This window comes from Streptomyces sp. NPDC001157 (assembly GCF_053598255.1).
This window is the reverse complement of record NZ_JBSFJW010000026.1, coordinates 65,771-84,333: the sequence shown is the minus strand read 5'-3', so window position 1 is coordinate 84,333 and position 18,563 is coordinate 65,771. Positions and strand designations below refer to the sequence as shown.

General features: G+C 71.4%; 19 protein-coding genes and 1 pseudogene. 8 read left to right on the top strand and 12 right to left on the bottom strand.

Translation table 11 applies throughout. The annotated features are described in order from the left end of the window. Position 1 precedes the first annotated feature (1 nt). From ACWDAG_RS33945 to ACWDAG_RS33935, 3 genes are all read right to left on the bottom strand, one after another. Positions 2–658, bottom strand: a complete 657-nt coding sequence (locus ACWDAG_RS33945) for a zf-HC2 domain-containing protein (RefSeq protein WP_450699386.1) — start codon at positions 656–658, stop codon at positions 2–4. 151 nt (positions 659–809) lie between these two features. After that, positions 810–1,325 (bottom strand): hypothetical protein, encoded by a 516-nt coding sequence (locus tag ACWDAG_RS33940; RefSeq protein ID WP_450699385.1) that lies wholly within the window; start codon positions 1,323–1,325, stop codon positions 810–812. A 157-nt stretch (positions 1,326–1,482) separates the two neighbouring features. Further along, positions 1,483–2,028 carry a sigma-70 family RNA polymerase sigma factor gene (locus ACWDAG_RS33935; RefSeq protein WP_450699384.1) on the bottom strand — a complete coding sequence of 182 codons (546 nt, stop codon included), beginning with the start codon at positions 2,026–2,028 and terminating at the stop codon, positions 1,483–1,485. Between the two features lie 234 nt (positions 2,029–2,262). Between ACWDAG_RS33935 and ACWDAG_RS33930 the strand changes: the two genes are divergently transcribed. Continuing rightward, the gene (locus tag ACWDAG_RS33930; protein ID WP_450699383.1) at positions 2,263–3,423 is read left to right on the top strand and encodes a CapA family protein; all 1,161 of its coding nucleotides are present in this window, start codon (positions 2,263–2,265) and stop codon (positions 3,421–3,423) included. Position 3,424: 1 nt separating this feature from the next. Here the strand turns inward: ACWDAG_RS33930 and ACWDAG_RS33925 are convergent, their stop codons facing one another. Next, positions 3,425–3,898 (bottom strand): MarR family winged helix-turn-helix transcriptional regulator, encoded by a 474-nt coding sequence (locus ACWDAG_RS33925; RefSeq protein ID WP_450699382.1) that lies wholly within the window; start codon positions 3,896–3,898, stop codon positions 3,425–3,427. Between the two features lie 57 nt (positions 3,899–3,955). On the opposite strand from ACWDAG_RS33925, the gene ACWDAG_RS33920 reads away from it, so the two are divergent. Then, a complete protein-coding gene (locus ACWDAG_RS33920) occupies positions 3,956–4,771 on the top strand; it encodes an alpha/beta fold hydrolase (protein ID WP_450699381.1) in 816 nt (271 codons plus the stop codon). On the opposite strand, the gene ACWDAG_RS33915 is transcribed toward ACWDAG_RS33920, so the two are convergent. Next, entirely contained in the window at positions 4,768–5,598 is an 831-nt protein-coding gene (locus tag ACWDAG_RS33915; RefSeq protein WP_450699437.1) for a hypothetical protein, read from the bottom strand. The genes ACWDAG_RS33920 and ACWDAG_RS33915 overlap by 4 nt on opposite strands. On the opposite strand from ACWDAG_RS33915, the pseudogene ACWDAG_RS33910 reads away from it, so the two are divergent. Next, positions 5,597–5,860, top strand: a pseudogene (locus tag ACWDAG_RS33910) (hypothetical protein); the annotation flags it as partial. The gene ACWDAG_RS33915 and the pseudogene ACWDAG_RS33910 sit on opposite strands and share 2 nt — an antisense overlap. 78 nt (positions 5,861–5,938) lie before the next feature. Here the strand turns inward: ACWDAG_RS33910 and ACWDAG_RS33905 are convergent. After that, positions 5,939–6,823, bottom strand: a complete 885-nt coding sequence (locus tag ACWDAG_RS33905) for an NAD(P)H-binding protein (protein ID WP_450699380.1) — start codon at positions 6,821–6,823, stop codon at positions 5,939–5,941. Continuing rightward, positions 6,823–7,290: a nuclear transport factor 2 family protein gene (locus ACWDAG_RS33900; protein ID WP_450699379.1), complete on the bottom strand. Its 468-nt coding sequence runs from the start codon at positions 7,288–7,290 to the stop codon at positions 6,823–6,825. Before ACWDAG_RS33900 ends, ACWDAG_RS33905 begins: the two co-directional genes overlap by 1 nt. Positions 7,291–7,384: 94 nt before the next feature. On the opposite strand from ACWDAG_RS33900, the gene ACWDAG_RS33895 reads away from it, so the two are divergent. Then, on the top strand, positions 7,385–7,993 hold the full coding sequence (locus ACWDAG_RS33895) for a TetR/AcrR family transcriptional regulator (protein WP_450699378.1): 609 nt from the start codon (positions 7,385–7,387) through the stop codon (positions 7,991–7,993). A 7-nt stretch (positions 7,994–8,000) separates the two neighbouring features. On the opposite strand, the gene ACWDAG_RS33890 is transcribed toward ACWDAG_RS33895, so the two are convergent. Continuing rightward, entirely contained in the window at positions 8,001–8,900 is a 900-nt protein-coding gene (locus ACWDAG_RS33890) for an MBL fold metallo-hydrolase (RefSeq protein WP_450699377.1), read from the bottom strand. An 82-nt stretch (positions 8,901–8,982) separates the two neighbouring features. Here ACWDAG_RS33890 and ACWDAG_RS33885 point away from each other — a divergent pair, with 82 nt between their 5' ends. Further along, positions 8,983–9,834 (top strand): LysR family transcriptional regulator, encoded by an 852-nt coding sequence (locus tag ACWDAG_RS33885; protein ID WP_450699376.1) that lies wholly within the window; start codon positions 8,983–8,985, stop codon positions 9,832–9,834. 269 nt (positions 9,835–10,103) lie between these two features. On the opposite strand, the gene ACWDAG_RS33880 is transcribed toward ACWDAG_RS33885, so the two are convergent. Then, the gene (locus ACWDAG_RS33880) at positions 10,104–10,682 is read right to left on the bottom strand and encodes an isochorismatase family protein (RefSeq protein WP_450699375.1); all 579 of its coding nucleotides are present in this window, start codon (positions 10,680–10,682) and stop codon (positions 10,104–10,106) included. Positions 10,683–10,838: 156 nt separating this feature from the next. Between ACWDAG_RS33880 and ACWDAG_RS33875 the strand changes: the two genes are divergently transcribed. Beyond that, positions 10,839–11,864, top strand: coding sequence for a GlxA family transcriptional regulator (locus tag ACWDAG_RS33875; RefSeq protein WP_450699374.1), 1,026 nt, complete (start codon positions 10,839–10,841; stop codon positions 11,862–11,864). Between the two features lie 54 nt (positions 11,865–11,918). On the opposite strand, the gene ACWDAG_RS33870 is transcribed toward ACWDAG_RS33875, so the two are convergent. After that, positions 11,919–12,380, bottom strand: coding sequence for a universal stress protein (locus ACWDAG_RS33870; protein WP_450699373.1), 462 nt, complete (start codon positions 12,378–12,380; stop codon positions 11,919–11,921). 90 nt (positions 12,381–12,470) lie between these two features. On the opposite strand from ACWDAG_RS33870, the gene lysX reads away from it, so the two are divergent. Further along, complete coding sequence (gene lysX, locus ACWDAG_RS33865) at positions 12,471–15,749, top strand: bifunctional lysylphosphatidylglycerol synthetase/lysine--tRNA ligase LysX (protein WP_450699372.1); 3,279 nt, start codon at positions 12,471–12,473, stop codon at positions 15,747–15,749. Between the two features lie 4 nt (positions 15,750–15,753). Here the strand turns inward: lysX and ACWDAG_RS33860 are convergent, their stop codons facing one another. Continuing rightward, a complete protein-coding gene (locus tag ACWDAG_RS33860; RefSeq protein ID WP_450699436.1) occupies positions 15,754–16,536 on the bottom strand; it encodes a hypothetical protein in 783 nt (260 codons plus the stop codon). A 288-nt stretch (positions 16,537–16,824) separates the two neighbouring features. Here ACWDAG_RS33860 and ACWDAG_RS33855 point away from each other — a divergent pair, with 288 nt between their 5' ends. Next, entirely contained in the window at positions 16,825–17,673 is an 849-nt protein-coding gene (locus tag ACWDAG_RS33855) for a polysaccharide deacetylase family protein (RefSeq protein ID WP_450699371.1), read from the top strand. Positions 17,674–17,703: 30 nt separating this feature from the next. On the opposite strand, the gene ACWDAG_RS33850 is transcribed toward ACWDAG_RS33855, so the two are convergent. Further along, complete coding sequence (locus ACWDAG_RS33850) at positions 17,704–18,378, bottom strand: class F sortase (protein ID WP_450699370.1); 675 nt, start codon at positions 18,376–18,378, stop codon at positions 17,704–17,706. Positions 18,379–18,563: the final 185 nt, after the last annotated feature.

Here is an 18,563-nt window from a genome sequence, read left to right as displayed (position 1 = left end):
GCTAGCGGGGCTGGAGTGTGACGAGGTGCTCCCCGTCCGCCGTGCGGAGCTCGTAGCGGGCGATCTCGCCGGTGTGCATGGCGGAGCTGCCCTGCATCGTGATCGGGCGTGCGTCGTGGCTGGGGACGGTCCAGCTGGTCAGGATCTGCTCGGAGCCGTCGCGGCCGACGGCGATCAGACGACAGGAGCGCGGGCCCGCGCCGTCCTTCACCTCGAGCTTGACCTGGCTGCCCGAATACTCGTCCTGGGTGGTCACCTGCGCCCATACGCCCGACTTCGCGTCGGTCGCCGCGATGCGCACCGAGTCGGTGGTGCCGCCGCCGGCCATCGTCATCGCGATGCCCGGCCCGGCCACCCCGATCGCCAGGGACGCGGCCACGGCGTACAGGAAACGCCGCCGGCCGGCGCGGTGCCGGGCGGCCACCGCGCCGAGCAGCCTGTCGAGCAGCTGCGGGCCGGGCCTGGTCATGGGGCTCACGAACCGTGGCGTCGCCCGGCGGTACAGCATCATCTGCCGGGTGATGGGCCCGAATTCGGTCACGTGAGCGGCGCAGCGCGCGCACTCCATGAGGTGGTCCTCGAAGCGGAAGGCGTCCGCCTCGTCCAGCACGCCGAGCGCGTACGCGGCGACGTCGCGATGCCTCTCCTGGGACCTCATGCCGAATCCTCGTGCCGTTGGGTGCGGGTGGGGTTACTCCTTGCTCCCACAGGTACGCACCAGACAGTCGAATCACTCAGGGCATGTGGAGAATCGCAACCAAGGGATTCGTAGCCGCCCGGCCCGCGGATTGGTCCACATCAAAACGAGTCTAGAAAAGGTGGATGGCGAGGTGACCGAGCGGCAGGCCCAGTTGCCACGCCTTCGTCCACACCTTCGGACCCTCGTCCTCGCCGACCATCGCCGCGCCGCCCGGCACCGCGTTCAGGTCGGGTGCGAGCAGTTCGGTCTCCTCCAGCCAGCGCCAGGCCGCCCGGGCCAGTTCCACGTCGGGAGCGGGACCGCCGGATTCGGCCGCCTGGGCGACCAGCTTCGCCATCCGCTCGCGCACCCAGTCCTGCCACGGCTGGTCGTACGCCGTCAGCGACAGCCAGGTCTCCAGCTGGGAGACCACCCGGATGCCCGGGAGTTCGCCGTCCGTGTCCGAGAGGAAGACGGTCAGCGCCAGGGCGTCGCGCCCGGCGCGGAACTCGAAGGACGTCGGCGGCATCAGGTCGCCCTTCCGCAGCAGCTCGTCGGCGATGTACTCGGCGTACAGCCAGGCCATCGGGACGACCAGCTCACCGCCGCCGGTGCCGTCCGTGCTCTCTTGACCTCTGTGCAGCATCCCTTCCTGCCTTCCTCCGGTGCGTGCGCGTCGCCCGACTCCGGGCCCCGGTCGCGGGGCCCCGAGCCCCCAGTCCGGAACACGGATGAGGACAGCTGATTGCTCAACCGGGGTCCTCAGCAAGGCGCTTTACGGAGGTTTGACTCAGCCGTCGGTTTCACCGCAGGTCGGCCGCATATCCGGGAAGCACTCGGCGCAGGGCGCGCAGCGCGTAGTACGCGCGGGACTTCACCGTACCGGCAGGGATGCCGAGGGTTTCGGCGGCTTCCGCAACACTCGCCCCCTGGAAATACACGAGCACCAGGACTTCACGGTGCTCCGGAGTGAGTGTCTTCACAGCCTCGCGGACATCGAGGGCCGCGGCGGCCCGCTCGGCGTGGTCGCCGATCACCCGCGCGTTCTCCAGGACGGCGTCCCCGACCTCGGGCGGCCGCGCCTGCCGGGCCCGCCGCGCGTCGATGGCGAGCCGCCGTCCCACGGTCATGAGCCACGGCCGTACGGAGTCGAAGTCGTCGGCGCGCAGCGCCTCGGGATGCTGCCAGGCGCGCACCAGCGTCTCCTGCACCAGGTCCTCGGCGCGCTGCCGGTCTCCGTCGCAGAGCCGGAGCAGAAGCGCAAAGAGGGGGCGGCCGTGCTCGCGCTGCAGCGCGGCGAGCTCGTGCTCGGCGGTCGTCGCGTTCGTGAGGGTGGTTCCGGCCGTCATGGGCGTATGGCATCGCAGGGTGCCGCCTCGGGACAGGGCCCGTACCGGGATCTGCGGCGGACGGTCGATCGCGTCGACGAACGGTACGACGAACGGTCCCGCATGCGCCCCGCGAGCGGTCCGGGCATCCGTTCGCGGGCACCGGACGGGTTAATCGGGGTGGCGCGGTTGTTTGGCCGCGCACCCAGTTTCGTACCTATTAATCCGTAAATGTGACAACGGTGGGGTGAGCTGATGATTGCACGCAGGCGACAGGTTGCCCTGGCCCTGATGGCCGTTCTGACCGTGGGCGCGGCCTGCCAGGCCCAGCATCGGCAGGCGTTCACCCGTGCCGGACACTCGGGGGCCCCGGCTGCGTCCGAGGTCCGCACCTTCACGCTGGTCGCCTCCGGCGACGTCATCCCGCACGACTCGATCATCGACCGCGCCCGCTTCGACGGCGGCGGCGCCGGTTACGACTTCCGGCCGATGTTCTCCGGCATCAAGCCCGTCGTCGCGCGCGCCGATCTGGCGCTGTGTCGCATGGACACCGCCTACGGGGCGAACGGCCACTACACCGGCCGCTCCCTGTTCAAGTCCCCGCCCGAGATCGCCCAGGGCCTGGCGGCCACCGGTTACGACGGCTGCTCCACCGCCTCCGACCACAGCCTCGACGACGGCCCCGACGGTGTCCGCCGCACCCTCGACGCCCTGGACCGCGCGGGTGTACGCCATGCCGGTTCGGCCCGCACCGAGGCCGAGGCGCACACCGTCACGATCCTGCGCGCGGGCCCCGCCAAGGTCGCCCACCTGGCCTACACCTTCGACACCAACGGCATCGCGCTGCCCCAGGGCGCGCCGTGGGCCGTCAGTCTCCTGAACGAGAACAGGATCATCGAGGACGCCCGGGCGGCCCGGCGGGCGGGCGCCGACGTGGTCGTCGTCTCCGTGCACTGGGGCACCGAATGGCAGGACGCGCCCGACCAGCAGCAACTGGCCCTGGCCCGGCAGCTCACGGCCTCCCGCACCGGCGGCCGCCCCGACGTCGACCTCGTCCTCGGCACCCGCGCCCATGTCCCGCAGGCGTACGAGAAGGTCAACGGCACCTGGGTCGTCTACGGCCTGGGCGACGAGATCGCCGGCGAGATGACCAACAGATCGGGCGCCCAGGATCCGCGCGGCAACCAGTCCACCCTCGGCCGCTTCACCTTCACCCGGACCGCCGGGCAGGGCGGCCGCTGGGAGGTCAGCAAGGCGGAATTCGTCCCGCTGATGTTCGACGTCGACGCCGGGCGTGCTGTGAACCTCAACCGGGCCATCGCCCAGGGCGCCGAGGTGAAGGCCGTGCGCGACGCGATCCGGAACGTCGTGCTCAGCCGGGGCGCGGCCAAGGACGGGCTGACCATGGGGCAGTAGGTCAGTCCACGTCCACGTGGTCGAAGGTCTTCAGGATCTCCCTCAACACCCGCACGGTCGCCCGCACTTCCGCGTCGGTCAGATCGCCGCCGACCTGGCGGTTCAGATAGTGCTCACGGCCCAGGACAGTGGTGATGGTCGCCCGGCCCTCTTCCGTGATCCGGATCAGGGACGAGCGCTGGTGCGCGGGGTTGGGGACGACCTCGACCCATCCCTGGGCCGCCGCGTCGTTGACCATGCGCTGCACGAACTGCCGGCTCAGCGCCAGGATCCGGCCCATCTGAGGCACCGTCATGGGGTCGTGCTGCCGCAGCAGGTCCAGTACGGCGCGTACGCCGACGGAGACCCCCTCGACCGCCTCGCCCTGCTCGACCTTGCGCAGGGCACGCCGGTACAGCGGGCCGACCAGGTCGAACACCTCGGTCAGGCGGTGGCCCAGCTCGTCGGGGGTGAGGGGCTTGTCGGTGTCGTTCACCCCGCCATCATGACATCCCGGTTGTCAAAGCCCGTCGAATATGACACCTTGGTTGTCATGAATGGTGCTTCGAACGTTCGCCTCTTCCCGTCCTTGGACGGTGACCTCGCCTACCTCGACACCGGCTCCGGTGATCTCGTCGTCCTCCTTCACTCCGGGTACGTCGACCACCGCGTCTGGGACGACCAGATACCGGCCCTCGCCGCCGAGTACCGGGTGATCGCCCCGGATGTGCGCGGCCACGGATCCTCCGCCAACGCCTCCAGGCCCTTCCGCTGGGCCGACGACCTCGCCGCCCTGCTCCGCCACCTCGACGCGGGCCCCGCCGCCCTCGTCGGCCTGTCGATGGGCGGAGTGATCGCCACCGACACCGTGCTGGAGTACCCCGAGCTCGTGCGCGCGGTCGTCACCTGCGGTGCGGCGACCGGCGACTTCCAGTACACGGACGACTGGACCCGTGAGATCCAGGCCGAGTACGCCCGCACGCTGGGCGCCGGCGACATCGAGGGCTGGCTCGATGTGTTCGTGCGTGTCGTGCCCGGCCCGTACCGCAGCGCCGACGACGTCGACCCGGACATCTCACGCCGGTTGAGGGAGATGGCCTTCAACTCGCTCTCGAAGCACACGCCCGGCGAGAAGGACTGGCTCGTGCGCGTGGCCGACTCCTGGTCCCGACTGCCGAAGGTCGACGTCCCGGTGCTCACCGTCAACGGCACCCTGGAGCCCCCCGAGATGCTGGATGCGGCCGAGCGCCTCGCGCGCACCGTCCCCGACGGGCGTGCGCGGACCGTCGAAGACACCGGCCACTACCCGAACATGGAGAAGCCGGAGGTCTTCAACGAGGTCCTGCTGGAGTTCCTCCGCGCTCTCTAGGAGGGACTCGGCGAGGGGGACGGGCCGGCGGAGGCGGACGCGGGCGGATAACTCGGGTGCAGGGAGCGCGACAGCGGAGCCAGGCCCCTGCACAGCGCGGTCGGAAAGGCCGGCGCCCTGCGCTGCACGACCCGGCAGCCTCCCGCCGCCCCCTCGACGATCGGTACCCACCCGGACTTCTCGGCCCGGAAGAACCAGCGGTCGCCGAGCCGGGACGCGCAGCCGGGCGCCGACCCGTCGTCGCAGGCCGGTCCGGTCCGCCAGGAGAAGTCCATCACCAGCCACCTGCCGTCGCACTCCTGAGAGTCCCGGTAGGTGTGCTCCGGCGCGTCGACCGCCATCAGCGCCTGGTCGTAGGAGGCGTCCGTACAGCCGGTCGCCGGCGGGGTGCACCCCAGCTTCCCGCACAGCCGCAACGCGGGCGCCTTCGCGCCGTCGGCGGTGAACTGCACGTAGTGGTCGGCGACCACCTCCCGGCTGCCCAGGGGGACGGGCAGCCGGACCCGTGCCGTGGCCGATCGCTCCTTGGTGCACCCGGAACTGCGGTCCCCGGACGGCGAGGAGAACGTGAGCTGGACCCGCACGAGGTCCTTCTGCACGGGGTCGGTGAGCACCGCCTTGAAATCCCGCACACACGCGCGCCCACCGCTGGGCACCTGCGCGTCGAGCAGCAGCGTACGGCCGCCGTCGGCGAGGCGGGCGCCGGTGACCTCCGACGGCTCGAAAACGGTCCACTGGAGCGTCCCGGTCGCCGACGGCACCGCTTCCCGGCCGGCCACCTGCGTCCCGCATCCGCCGAGCAGCAGCACCGCCACCACACCGAGCATGGCGGTCACGACCGCCCCGTGCCTGTTCCGTCTTCCGGCTGATCCCATCAGCGCTCAATCCCCCCGTGTCGCACCGGTGTTGCCCGGGCCGACGCAGAACTGTAGCGCCGTCACGCGGCTCACCGGAAAAGGGGTGACACGCCGGCGCTCCTGCGGCGCAACCGTCTCCGCGGGCGGGCAGGACGAGAGGCTGTGGCGGCTTGCCCTGCAGACCCGGCTGGCCGTGGTGAGCGTGGAGTACCGCCTGGCGCCCGAGCACCCGTTCCCCGCCGGGCCTGCCACACCGCACTCGCAGGCCGGCCCCCATCAGCAGCGTGAACAACGCCGCAGAGCAATACGCCTAGCGGGCGGCGCCGGTGTCCCGCACCGCCCCAAGCTCCCGTCCGGCCACGGTCCGGAAGCCGTGGGGCGGGCGGCCGGTGAGGCGCTGGACGGTGTCGGTGGTCCGGTCCTCCGCTCCCGCGGCGATGGCGCGGTCCATGTCGGCCAGCATGGCGGCGAACTCCAGCGGGACGACTGCGGCCAGGCGGTCACGCAGCTGTTCGTACGTCAGGTTGTGGTGGACCACGGGGCGGCCGGTGACCTCCGTGACGATCGCGGCGATGTCGTCGTGGCTGAGCGCCTCCGGACCGGTCAGGACCAGGTCGCAGTTGGGGGCGCGGTCGTCGGTCAGGGTCCGTACCGCGACGGCGGCGATGTCGTCGGCGTCGACGAATCCGACCCGGCCGGTCCCGGCCGCGGTCAGGATGGTGCCGTCGGCACGGATGCCGAGGGCGTGTGCGTGGCTGCCGGTGAAGTTCTGCATGAACCAGGAGGGCCGCAGTACCGCCCACTGGTCGAAGAGACCGGGCAGGGCCTGATGGACCTCTCCCACCGCCGGGCCCCCTTCGGGGACGGCCGAGGAACTGAGCAGTACGGCGCGGTGCACGCCCGCGGTGCGGGCTTGGCGCAGGAAGGGCAGCATGACCGCGGCCGGGTCCGGATCGCCGATCGGCGGGAGGAGGTAGACGCGTTCGGCTCCGGCGAGGGCATCGCCGAAGGTGGCGGGGTCGTACCAGTCGAACCGGACAGGTTGCGCGCCCCGGAGCGGGGTGGCCTTCCGGCTCGCGGCCCTGACGCGGTGGCCGGCGGCGATCAGCCCGGCGGCGGTTCGGCTGCCGGTGGTGCCGGTGGCTCCGATGACCAGCGTGGTGCCCGTGGCCGAGGTGGCGTCGTCGACGGTCATCAGGCGCGGCTCCCGGCGAAGTCCAGGCCGGGCTCCTGGACGGCGAGGGGGTTCCAGTAGTCCCGGTAGGAGATGAAGCGTCCGTCCTCGACGGACACGACGGCGATGTAGGTCATGTCGAAGTCGGCCCCGGTCTCGACCAGGCGGCCGACGCCGCGCATCTCGACCACGATGGTCCCGGGGCTCGTGGTCCGGTGGATCCGCAGGTCGGGGAAGTCGTGCAGGTCGATGTGGTCGGGATAGTCGCGCATATAGGCGGCCACGGCCTCGCGGCCCTCCAGCCGCCCGGGCCAACCCGGGGGCGCGAAGGGGAACTCCATGACGCCGTCCTCGGCCCACAGGTCGACCCAGGCGGGAATGTCCTTGTCGAGAAGCAGGCGCAGGCTGTGGCGGTACAGCTCCTCCGGCTCGCGCGGCTCGTCCGCCGATTTCGGCTCGTTCGGTGAGGCGTGCGTGGGCGCGGTCATGGGCAGGGGGTCCTCCGTCCCGTACGATACGGACCCTGGGTCCGTTTTCAGGGATGATATGGACCGCGGGTCCGTTTTGCAAGGAGGGAGTGACGTGACCGAGCGCAGACCGCGCAAGGACGCGACTCGTAACCGAGCGGCCGTCTTTGAGGCAGCAGACGCGTTGTTCGCTCAGGGCCGGAGCCCCGAGAGCATCACCATGGCCGACATCGCGGCTGCGGCCGGCGTCGGCAAGGCGACGCTCTTCCGCGCCTTCGGCGATCGCACCGGGCTGATCCGCGCGCTGTACGCGGCACGGCTCGAACCGATCAGGAACGCGATCGAAGAGGGCCCGCCGCCGCTGGGGCCCGCCACCCCGCCGCAGGTGCGGGTGCCGGCCCTGCTCGACGCCGTCCTGTGCTTCAAACTCGACAACCGCCACCTCGCACTCGCCCTGGAGCAGGACGGCGCGGACAGCCCCTACCGCACCGACCACTACGAGCGCTGGCACACCCTGCTCCGGGACCTGCTGGCGCAGATCCCGGAACTGGCAGGCAGCGACTTCACCGACTTCACCGCCCACGCGCTGCTCGCCGCCACCCGGGCCGACCTCGTCGCTCACCTGACCGGCGAGAAGGGTGCGTCCCGGGAGGAACTGCGGGACCAGCTGGCGAAGTTCACCGCTTCGGTCCTCGGCACCCGTACGGGGCAGGGGGCGCTCTGAGGGCGGGTCATGCGGCGTGTTCGGCGCACAGGCACCCGACGCCCCGCTCGATCCACTCCCGGCCGGCCCACTGTGGATGCCGCTCGATCAGCAACGCCCGGACCTCGGCGACGATCGCGTCCTCACCCGTCGCCGAATCCCGCCTGAGCCATGTCTCGTCGCGCAGTTCCCGCAGATAGTCGCGGACGTCGGCGAGCACCTGCGGCCCGCCGAGGTCGCCGTGCCCCGGCACCACCAACCGGGGTTCGGTGGCGGCCAGCCGGTCCATCACCGTAAGCCAGCGCACGCCGGAGACGTCCGTGTCGTACGGCGGGAACCACGGGAAGATGGCGAACTGGCCCGTCTCGGCCAGGTCGCCGGTGAACAGGACGCCTGCGTCCGGGACTTCGACCACCTGGTCGCCCTTCGTGTGGCCGCGGCCGGTGGGCCGCAGCCGTACGGTCCGGCCGCCGAGGTCCACGTCGTAGCCGTTGTCGTCGTCGTAGACCACGTCGGGGGCGGGCACCGGGACGCCGTCCAGGCGGCGGGCGATCGACCCGCCGAAGCCGCGGAACATCTCCAGGTAGCCGGGCCCCTTCGTCTTCAGGTCGTCCGCCTGCGCGCGGTTGACCAGGTACGTGGCCCGATCGGCGAAGACATGCGCGCCGAAGGCGTGCTCGGGGTGGAAATGCGTCGTGGTCAGGTACAGCCGGCGGCCCTTCGCCACCTCGGAGGCGAAGGCGAGGACCTGCTCGGCGTTGGCGGTGCCGATGCCTGTCTCGACGACGAGTACGGCCTGCGTACCGCCGATGATGCCGATGTTGGGCACCAGTTGGACCCGATGGTTCGGGATCACCAGCAGGTCGGGCGCGATCTCCTGTGCATGGGCAACCTGCACGGCGGGGTCGGGAAGCTGTTCGTCCGTCATGCTCCGATTCCACTGCCCCCGGACCCCGGCCGTCCAAGACCGACCGGGTCGGCTCGATACCGAACGGGTATCGTCGCCGGTCATGGAGCTACGCACGCTGCGCTATTTCGCCGCCGTCGCCGAGGAACTCCACTTCGGCCGTGCCGCCGCCCGCCTGCACATGAGCCAGCCACCGCTGAGCCGGGCCATCAAGCAGTTGGAGGCCGACCTCGGAGCCGCCCTGCTGCACCGCTCCGCCGCAGGCGTCACCCTCACCCCCGCCGGCGCGGCCCTGCTCGACGAGGCGCGCACCCTGCTCGACCAGGCCGAACGCATACGCGTACGGGTGGCTGCGGCGGCCGGCGCCGCGAGCCTCACCGTCGGCATCCTGGGCGACGGCACCGACCGGGGTGCCGCACGGCTGGCCGCCGCGTTCCGGCGGCGGCACCCCGGCGTCGAGGTCCGCATCCGCGAGACCGACCTGACCGATCCGACCTGCGGACTGCGCGCCGGACTGGTCGACGTCGCCCTGACCCGCGGGCCGTTCGACGAGTCCGGCCTGACCGTGCGCGAGCTGCGCACCGACCCGGTGGGGGCGGTGTTGCGCGCCGACGACCCGCTGGCCCGGCGCGACCGCCTGGAGCTGGCCGACCTCGCCGACCGGCCCTGGTTCCGGTTCCCGGAGGGCACCGACCGGCTCTGGCGGTCGTATTGGAGCGGCGGCGAGCCGCGTGAGGGTCCGGTGGTGCGCGCCGTCCAGGAATGCGTGCAGGCAGTGCTCTGGAACGGCACGGTCGGAATGGCCCCGCTCGGCCACGACCTGCCCGCAGGACTCGCCGTCGTACCGCTGACGGACATGACGCCGAGCCGGGTGGTGGTGGCGTCGAAAGAGGGCGACGCCAACCCGCTGCTCCGGTCGTTCGTGCAGATCGCGACGGCCGCCTACCGCGACTGAGAGTCTCCCCGTTCGCCGCCGCCGGGTCGGCCGTGACCCGGTCGAACAGCCGCGTCCACGGCCCGGTCAGGACCCAGAAGGCGTCCTCCTCCCACAAGTGTCAGACCGGCCGCACCGTGGGCCCGTTCGTCGCGATCCGCGCGGTCAGCGGCTGCCTCAGGAAGGAGTCCACGTCGAAGGGGCGAGAAGTCACGGCAGCATCATCGGGCCCCCGAAGCGGCCTGTACACCGACCCGGGACCCAGGTCCCCTCGGAGGGGGACCGGTCCGTCAGACCAGCTGCTTTCCGGAGGCGACGACGACGCCGTACGCGTCGGCGATGGCCGCCAGCGCACTGCGATGCAGCTCGTCCGCGGTCACGTCCACGATCGACCGGGTGGCGCAGGTGTCGGCCGGGACGGTGGGCTTGTTGCCGCGCAGGGCCGCGGACGCCGTGGTGTAGGCGACGCACATGTGGGTCATGAACCCGGCGACGATCACGCTCTCGTTCCCGGCCTCGTCCACGAGCTTGCCGAGGTCGGTGCCGTGGAAGGCGTCGGGGGCGTGCTTGACGACCACGGGCTCGCCCTCGACCGGCGCCACACCGGGGTGGATGCGGCCGATCTCCGTGCGGATGTCGTAGGGCGAGCCCTCGCCGTCGTCGTGCTGGACGTGGATGATGGCGGCTCCGGCCCCGCGGGCGCGGGCGAGCAGGTCCGACGCGGCGTCCAGGGCGGCCTCCCAGCCGTCGAGCTCCATCACGCCACGGGTGTAGGTGTTCTGGTAGTCGACGAGGATGAGCGTCGAGGACGCGAGGGCGGCGGGGGTGTGGTCGGCGTTGTCGAGTTCGCGCAGCGTCTTGCTTGCCACAGGTCTTCTCCTGGGTTCTTCGGGGTGCTTGAACGGGTCGTTCAACGGCCTGTTGAACACACGTGCGACGCTAGGGCGCGAACCGCGGTGTCGGCAATGACGCACTACTTGCAGAAAACGACACCCGCGGCCGGGAGCGGAAGCGGGGGTAGCAGGGTGGGGACCGTGAATCGGTTGATCGTGATCGTGCTGTTCGAAGGCGTGGACCTCCTCGACGTCACCGGCCCGCCGGAGGTGTTCTCCCTCGTCCGGCACGAGACCGCGGACGGAGCCGGCTACGAGGTCGTCCTCGCCGCCGAGACCCTGGAACCGGTGACCACGGCGGCCGGCGTGCGGATCCTGCCCGACGCGACCTTCCACGACGTCGGCGCACGGGCGATCGACACCCTGCTGGTGCCCGGCTCCGTGGAGTCCGTCGAGGTCGACGGCGAGCATGTCGTCCGGCCCGTCGTCGACGCCGGCACGGTGGCCCGGGTGAAGGCGTTGGCTCAGCGCGCCCGGCGGGTGGCCTCGGTGTGCGTCGGTGCGCACATCCTCGCCGCCGCGGGGCTCCTCGACGGCAAGCGCGCCACGACGCACTGGTCGACCGCGCAGCAACTCGCCGCCGACCATCCGGCGGTGCGGGTCGACCCGGATCCGATCTTCATCCGCGAGGAGGGCGAGGTCTGGACCGGCGCGGGGATCAGCGCCTGCCTGGACCTGTCCCTCGCCCTGGTCGCGGAGGACTTCGGAGAGCCGGTCGCCCTGCGCGTCGCCCGCGAGCTCGTGATGTACCTGAAGCGGCCCGGCGGGCAGTCCCAGTTCAGCGTGCCGTTGGAGCAGGTGTCCACGACGCGTCGCATCGAAGAACTCCGGCACCACATCCTGGGCAACCTCGACCAGCGGCTCACCGTCCCGGACCTGGCCGCTCACGCGCATGTCAGCGAGCGCCAGCTCACCCGGATCTTCAAGACCGAACTCGGCACGACACCGCACGCCTACATCGAGTCGGCCCGGGTCGAGATGGCCCGGAACCTGCTGGAGACCACCGACGACACCCTGGAACGCGTCGCCTCCGGCTGCGGGTTCGGCACCGTCGACACGCTGATCCGGGCGTTCCGCCGCCGCCTCGCCACGACGCCGAGCGAGTACCGGGCACGATTCCGCGCCACGCCGGTAGGAAGGACGTCCGAAACGGTGTGAGCGGGGTTCCGGCAGGCACCGGCCCGGCGGGACCCCGGTCCGGCCGCTCCTCGGCTACGGAACCACCGTCACGGGCCACCGCCCCGCCTTCACCAGCCGCACGGCCACCGAACCCACGATCCGGTGCCCGGCCTGCTCGGAGGCGCCCACCACGACTGCGTCCGCCTTCAGCTCGTCCGCCGCCTTGACCAGGCCGCTGTAGGGGTCGCCGCGGAAGGTGTGGAACTCCCAGCGGATGTCGAATATCCCCTTGAGCCGCTCGGCGGCGTCCCGGATAGAGGTCTTGAGGTCCTCGGCGATCTCGTCCGTCGTCTCGGCGACCGGCGCCCCCATGGCCGCGCCCGCGGCCATCACCGGCTGCACATAGACCACGGCGAGCAGCGCGTGCTGGCGCCTGGCCAGGCCGGCGGCATATGCCGCGGCACGCATCGAGGACTCCGAGCCGTCCACCCCGACCACGATGACCTTGGGCCCGTCCGTGCCCCGCTCGAACTGGTGCGAGTGCTGTTCCGTCACGGCTGTGAGGCTATCGGAAGCCGCAGGTCCCCCCGCCGGGCGGGACCTCTCGACGGGCGAGCCGGCCGAGCCCTTCCTACAGTCGGAACCATGAGTGCCACAGCGGAGGCCTCCCCGCCCAAGGACACCACGGGCCCGATACGGCCGCCCGGAAGCGGTCCGATGAGCAAGGTGCCCGAGGCCTTCGCGGCCTTCTTCGGCGCCCTCGGCCTGCTGTGCGGCCTGCTGGCCCTCATCCCTCCGCTGCGCGTCCTGCTGCGCCCGGTGGTCCGCTTCCTCGACGTGATCATCGTCCCGGTCAGCGCCAACCTCGCCTACGCCGTCTTCCTCTTCCTGCTCGCCGCCGCGACCGCCGCCCGCAAGAAGATCGCCTGGTGGCTGGTGGTCGTCTATCTCGGCCTGCTGGTCCTGGACGACATCCTCGGCGTGGCGCTCGGCCTGTATGTCGAGTCCGTCCCGTCCCTCGTCGTCTGCGGTCTCGCGCTGACCCTGCTGATCGTCGCCCGCAAGGAGTTCTACGCCGCCTCCCGGCGCGCCGCCGTCCGCCGGGCCCTGGTGGTGCTGCTGGCCGGGATCGCCGTCGGCATCCTCGTCGGCTGGGGCCTGGTGGCCCTCTTCCCCGGAACCCTGCCCGAGAGCCAGCACCTGCTGTGGGCCGCCAACCGGGTCTGCGGCGGCCTGGTCTCGGCCCGTTCCTTCGACGGCCGCCCGCCCCGCGCCCTGTTCTTCCTGCTCGGCCTGTTCGGCGCGCTCGCCCTGCTCAACGCCGCCGCCACCCTGTTCCGTTCGCAACGCCTGGAAGGCGCCCTGCACGGCGACGAGGAGCCCCGCATCCGCGCCCTCCTGAAGGCCTACGGCGAGCAGGACTCCCTCGGCTACTTCGCCACCCGCCGCGACAAGGCCGTGGTCTTCTCGCCCAGCGGCAAGGCCGCCGTCACCTACCGTGTCGAGGCCGGCGTCTGCCTTGCCAGCGGCGACCCCGTCGGCGACCGGGAGGCCTGGCCGCACGCCATCGCCGCCTGGCTGGACGTCGCCCGTCGCCACGCCTGGGCGCCCGCCGCGATGGGCGCCTCCGAGGACGGCGCCAAGGCCTTCGCCCGCGCCGGCCTCGGCGCACTCCAGCTCGGCGACGAGGCGATCCTGCACGTGCCCGACTTCGACCTCGACGGCCGCGACATGCGGGTCACCCGGCAGGCCGTGCACCGGGTGCGCCGCACCGGCGCCCACTGCCGCATCCGCCGCCACGCCACCCTCACCGACGAGGAGATGGAGGAGGTGATCGACAAGGCGGACGCCTGGCGCGACACCGAGACCGAACGCGGCTTCTCCATGGCCCTGGACCGCCTCGGCGACCCGGCCGACGGCGACTGCCTCCTCGTGGAAGCGCTCAGCGAGGACGGCCGCCTGCTTGCGCTGCTCTCCTTCGTGCCCTGGGGCCGCGACGGCGTCTCCCTCGACCTGATGCGCCGTGACCGCAGCGCCCCCAACGGCGTCATGGAGTTCATGGTCGCCGAACTGTGCGCGGCGGCACCGAAGTTGGGGATCCACAGAATCTCGCTGAACTTCGCGGTCTTTCGCTCCGCCTTCGAGGAGGGCGCCCGCATCGGCGCGGGACCGGTGCTGCGCCTGTGGCGGCGCCTGCTGCTGTTCTTCTCCAGGTGGTGGCAGTTGGAGGCGCTCTACCGCTCCAACGCCAAGTACCAGCCGGAGTGGTACCCGCGCTTCATCTGCTACGGCGACGCCGGCTCCCTCGCCCGAATCGGGCTTGCCTCCGGCATAGCCGAAGGTTTCGTTTCGGTACCGTCCTTGCGCAAACTCTGGGGAAAGGGGCACCCGAAGGGCGCGTCCAGGCCCGCGACCACGGAGGGCCTGCCGTCGCTGTCGGCGCTCGGCCTCGACGGAGGGGGCGAGGCCGGGCCCGGCGATCTTCATGCCGGCCTGCCCGAACAGGTCCGCATCCGGCACCGCACCCTCGACCGGCTGCGCGCCGACGGCACCGACCCCTACCCGGTCGGCATCCCGCGGCGCACCCACGCCCTCGCCGACGTCCGCGAGGGCCAGCAGGTCACCGTCGCCGGCCGGATCATGCTGGTGCGCGACTTCGGCGGCATCGTCTTCGTCACCCTGCGCGACTGGTCGGGGGACCACCAACTCGCCCTCACCCGCGATGACTTGGGCCCCGCCCTCGGCCGATTCACCGCCGACACGGACATCGGCGACCACATCAGCGCCACCGGCCGGGCCGGAGTGAGCGACAAGGGCGAACCCACCGTCTTCGTCACCTCCTGGCAACTGATCGGCAAGTGCCTGCGCCCGCTGCCCGACAAACGCCGCGGCCTCGCCGACCCCGAGGCCAAGGTCCGCATGCGCTACCTCGACCTGGTCTCCAGCCCCGACGCCCGCGCCGTGATCCGAGCCCGCTCCACCGCCGTACAGGCCCTGCGCCAAGGCCTGTTGCAGCGCGGCTACCTCGAGGTCGAGACCCCGATGCTGCAGCAGATCCACGGCGGCGCCAACGCCCGCCCCTTCACCACCCACATTAATGCCTACGACCTCGACCTGTACCTGCGCATCGCGCCCGAGCTGTATCTGAAACGGCTGTGCGTCGGCGGCCTGGAGAAGGTCTTCGAGATGGGCCGCACCTTCCGCAACGAGGGCGTCTCCTACAAACACAACCCCGAGTTCACGATGCTGGAGGCCTACCAGGCCTTCGCCGACTACGACGTGATGCTCGACCTCACCCGCGAACTGATCCAGGGCGCGGCGACTGCCGCCTTCGGCGCGCCGATCGCCCGCAAGGACGGCCAGGAGTACGACATCTCGGGCGCCTGGCCGGTCAAGACGGTGTACGGCGCGATCTCGGAGGCACTGGGGGAGGAGGTCGACGCGGACACGGAGCTGTCGGCACTGCACCGGCTGTGCGACCGCGCCGGCGTGCCGTACACGCCGGACGACGGCCGCGGCGACGTCGTCCTCGAAATGTACGAACGCCTGGTGGAGGAGAAGACCAGGCTGCCCACCTTCTACAAGGACTTCCCGACCGACGTCTCCCCGCTGACCCGTCAGCACCGCACGGACCCGCGGCTCGCCGAGCGCTGGGACCTGGTCGCCTTCGGCACCGAACTCGGCACCGCCTACTCGGAGTTGACCGACCCGGTCGAACAGCGCCGCCGCCTCACCGCCCAGTCCCTGCTCGCCGCCGGAGGAGATCCCGAGGCGATGGAACTGGACGAGGACTTCCTCGACGCCCTCGAATACGCCATGCCGCCCACCGGCGGTCTGGGCATCGGCGTCGACCGGCTGGTCATGTTCCTCACCGGACTGACGATCCGTGAGACGCTGCCGTTCCCGCTGGTGCGCCACCGCTGACCGCTCAGGGCCGCGAAGGGAGCAGCAGCCGCAGGTCGTCTCCCCAGGAGTCGAGGACCTCGCCGTGCCCCGCGGCCCGCGCGGCCCGGGCGATGTCGGCGAATAGGGCGCGCTGGGTGTGCGGATCGCCGTCGGCCAGGATGCGGCGCAGCAACGGCAGCAGCCGCCCGGCGCTCCACCGGTCCTCGCCCAGCGGCTGCCGCTGGAGCTCCCACCGCAGGTATTTGTTGTACGGCCGTACCCGCCGGTGCAGCGCGAAGAGCACCTCCAGCGCGTAGGGCACGCTCTCGGCGGCATCCAGGTGCCCCATCGCGTCGCGGCCGTCGCGGTAGCTCTTCAGCGAGCGGTAGGTCTGGTTGACGTAGGCGTCGAGGTAGTCGGCCACGGCGGTGCGCGCCTCGTCGGGGTCCAGGGTCCGCTTGCGGTCGAGGACGGCGGCGATCTCTCCGTCCAGCCGGTCGAGGAGCACCCGGGCGTGGACGTACGAGTAACGGCTGAAGGCCGCCGGGTCGCCGGGCAGTCCACGGCGGCGGAACTCGGCGAGCGTGATGACCACCAGGTCCAGATGGGCCGAGCGGAACCGGTCGAGCTCGCTGAGCGGCGAGGCGTCGCGCTCGCGCAGCACGACGTGCAGGTCGTGGTCGGAGTGGACGGTCGGCATCCCGTCGTGCACCTGGGAGCCGCTGAGGACCAGTCCGAGGACAGCGGGGTCGGCGGCGGCCCGGACGACGAAGGCAGCCGAGGTGGCCTCGGGGCTGTCGCCGGGGACAGGAGGAAGGGCAGGCATATCGGTGATCTCTCCGAGCGGAAACGTGTGCGGCCGGACGACGACGGCCGCGGACACGAAGACGGACCGTTCGCTTCTGCGGCATCCGGGACGCCGCGCGGGAGATCACTGCACGGGCCCGACGGTATCCGCAATGTCCGCATGGAGGAAAGCGAATTCGGCCGCGAGGCCGTCGGTTACCAAGCCCGTCGGAGAAGCGCCAGGCGGCTTGGGCCGGGCGTGTGCTTTCCTGCCGCCGCTGCGGTGTCGTGGGGGACCGTCGGTCCTGGTTCGGGCGACTGATGAGTCATGAAGAAGGATCAGTTGCTCACCAGGCGCCGGGCGTTGATCGCGGGTGCCGCCGCCCTGGGCGCGGCCGGAGCCGCCGGTGTCCTCGCGTCGGGCGGGGGCGACGAGACGGTTCGGCCCGTCGCTCCCGCGCCCGCCCCCGATCCCGCCCCCCAGGAGAGCTATGCGCTCGAACCGTCGGACTACCGCCTTCAGCCGCTGACCGGATACGGGCAGGTGCGCACCGCACCCCGGAGAACCCGCGTGCGGCATCACCCGTTCCTGCGCGTGTACGGACGCGGTCGCACCATGGTGCTGACCTTCGACGACGGGCCCGACCCCCGCTACACCCCGCACATCCTGGACACCCTGGCCGAGTACGACGTCCGCGCCATGTTCTTCGTGTGCGGGGAGATGGCCGTCGACAACCAGGACCTGCTGGCCAGGATGGCCGACGACGGCCACATCGTCGGCAACCACACCTGGACCCACCCGCTGCTGACCCAGCTGACGCGGTCCGAGATCCGCTCCGAGATGAAACGCACCAGCGACGTCATCGAGAACGCCTACGGTGAGCGCCCCCTGTGGTTCCGCGCACCCTACGGCGCCTGGAACCGTGCGACCTTCCAACTCGGCGCCGAAATGGGCATGGAGCCCCTGGCCTGGACGGTCGACACCCTCGACTGGACCACCCCCGGCACCGGCACCATCGTCGACCGGGTCGAGGACGGCGCAGCCCCCGGCGTCGTGGTGCTCTCGCACGACGCCGGGGGCGACCGCTCGCAGAGCGTCCAGGCCCTGCGCGACTATCTGCCGTACCTGCTGGATTCCGGCTACCACATCACCGTGCCGAGACGGCGGCACGCATAGCCGCATTCCGCCCGCCCGGCCGGGGCACGTTCAGCGGACCTCGACCAGGCGGGCGAAGACGACGACGTTCCCGTCGTAACCGTGTTTCTTGGAGAAACCGCCGCCGCAGGTGATGACCCGCAATTCCGCGGCGCCCTTGGAGGCGTAGACGCGGTCGCCGGGGAAGTTGTTCTTCGCGAAGACCTCGATGCCGTAGACCTCGAACACGGCCGTCTTTCCGTCCTTGCGGGCGATCTCGACGCGATTTCCCTTCTTCAGCGCCCCGAGGTTGTAGAACACCGCGGGTCCTTGCTTGTTGTCGACGTGGCCGACCACCACCGCGGTGCCCTTCTCGCCGGGAGTGACGGCACCGGTGAACCAGCCGGCCAGGTTGGGGTCCTCAGGGGGAGGCGCGCCGACCCAGCCGTCCGCGGCCAGGCCGACCGGCAGCACCGGTGCGTCGACCCGGATCGTGGGGATCCTGACCCGGTCGGGCGGGGAGGCCGGCAGCGGCTGGACGGCAATGGCGGTGCCCACGGCGGCGGAGGCGTGGCTGTCCGCCGCTGCCGCCGAGGCCGGCTGCGGGGGGCCCACGTCGAACTCCCCCGAACCGTTCCGAATGAGCGCGATGCCGGTCAGCAGAACAAGCGCTATGACGCCCCAGGGGGCGCGCTTCTTCCGTCGCTCCTCCTCTTCGGCCAGTTCGGCCAGTTCGGACGCAGACATTCGTTTCCCCTCTCGACGAGGCAGTCGCCGCGTCATTCGCGCATGACGCAACGCTAAGCGGCCTGTGCGAAACCGGCGACGGGGCGGATGCGAACGGGTGGCTCGCCCGAGGGGGTGCGCCATCCGAGTTGCCGAGGGCAGGAAATTTCTGACGGTCCGTGACCTGCGGAGATATCCGATTATCT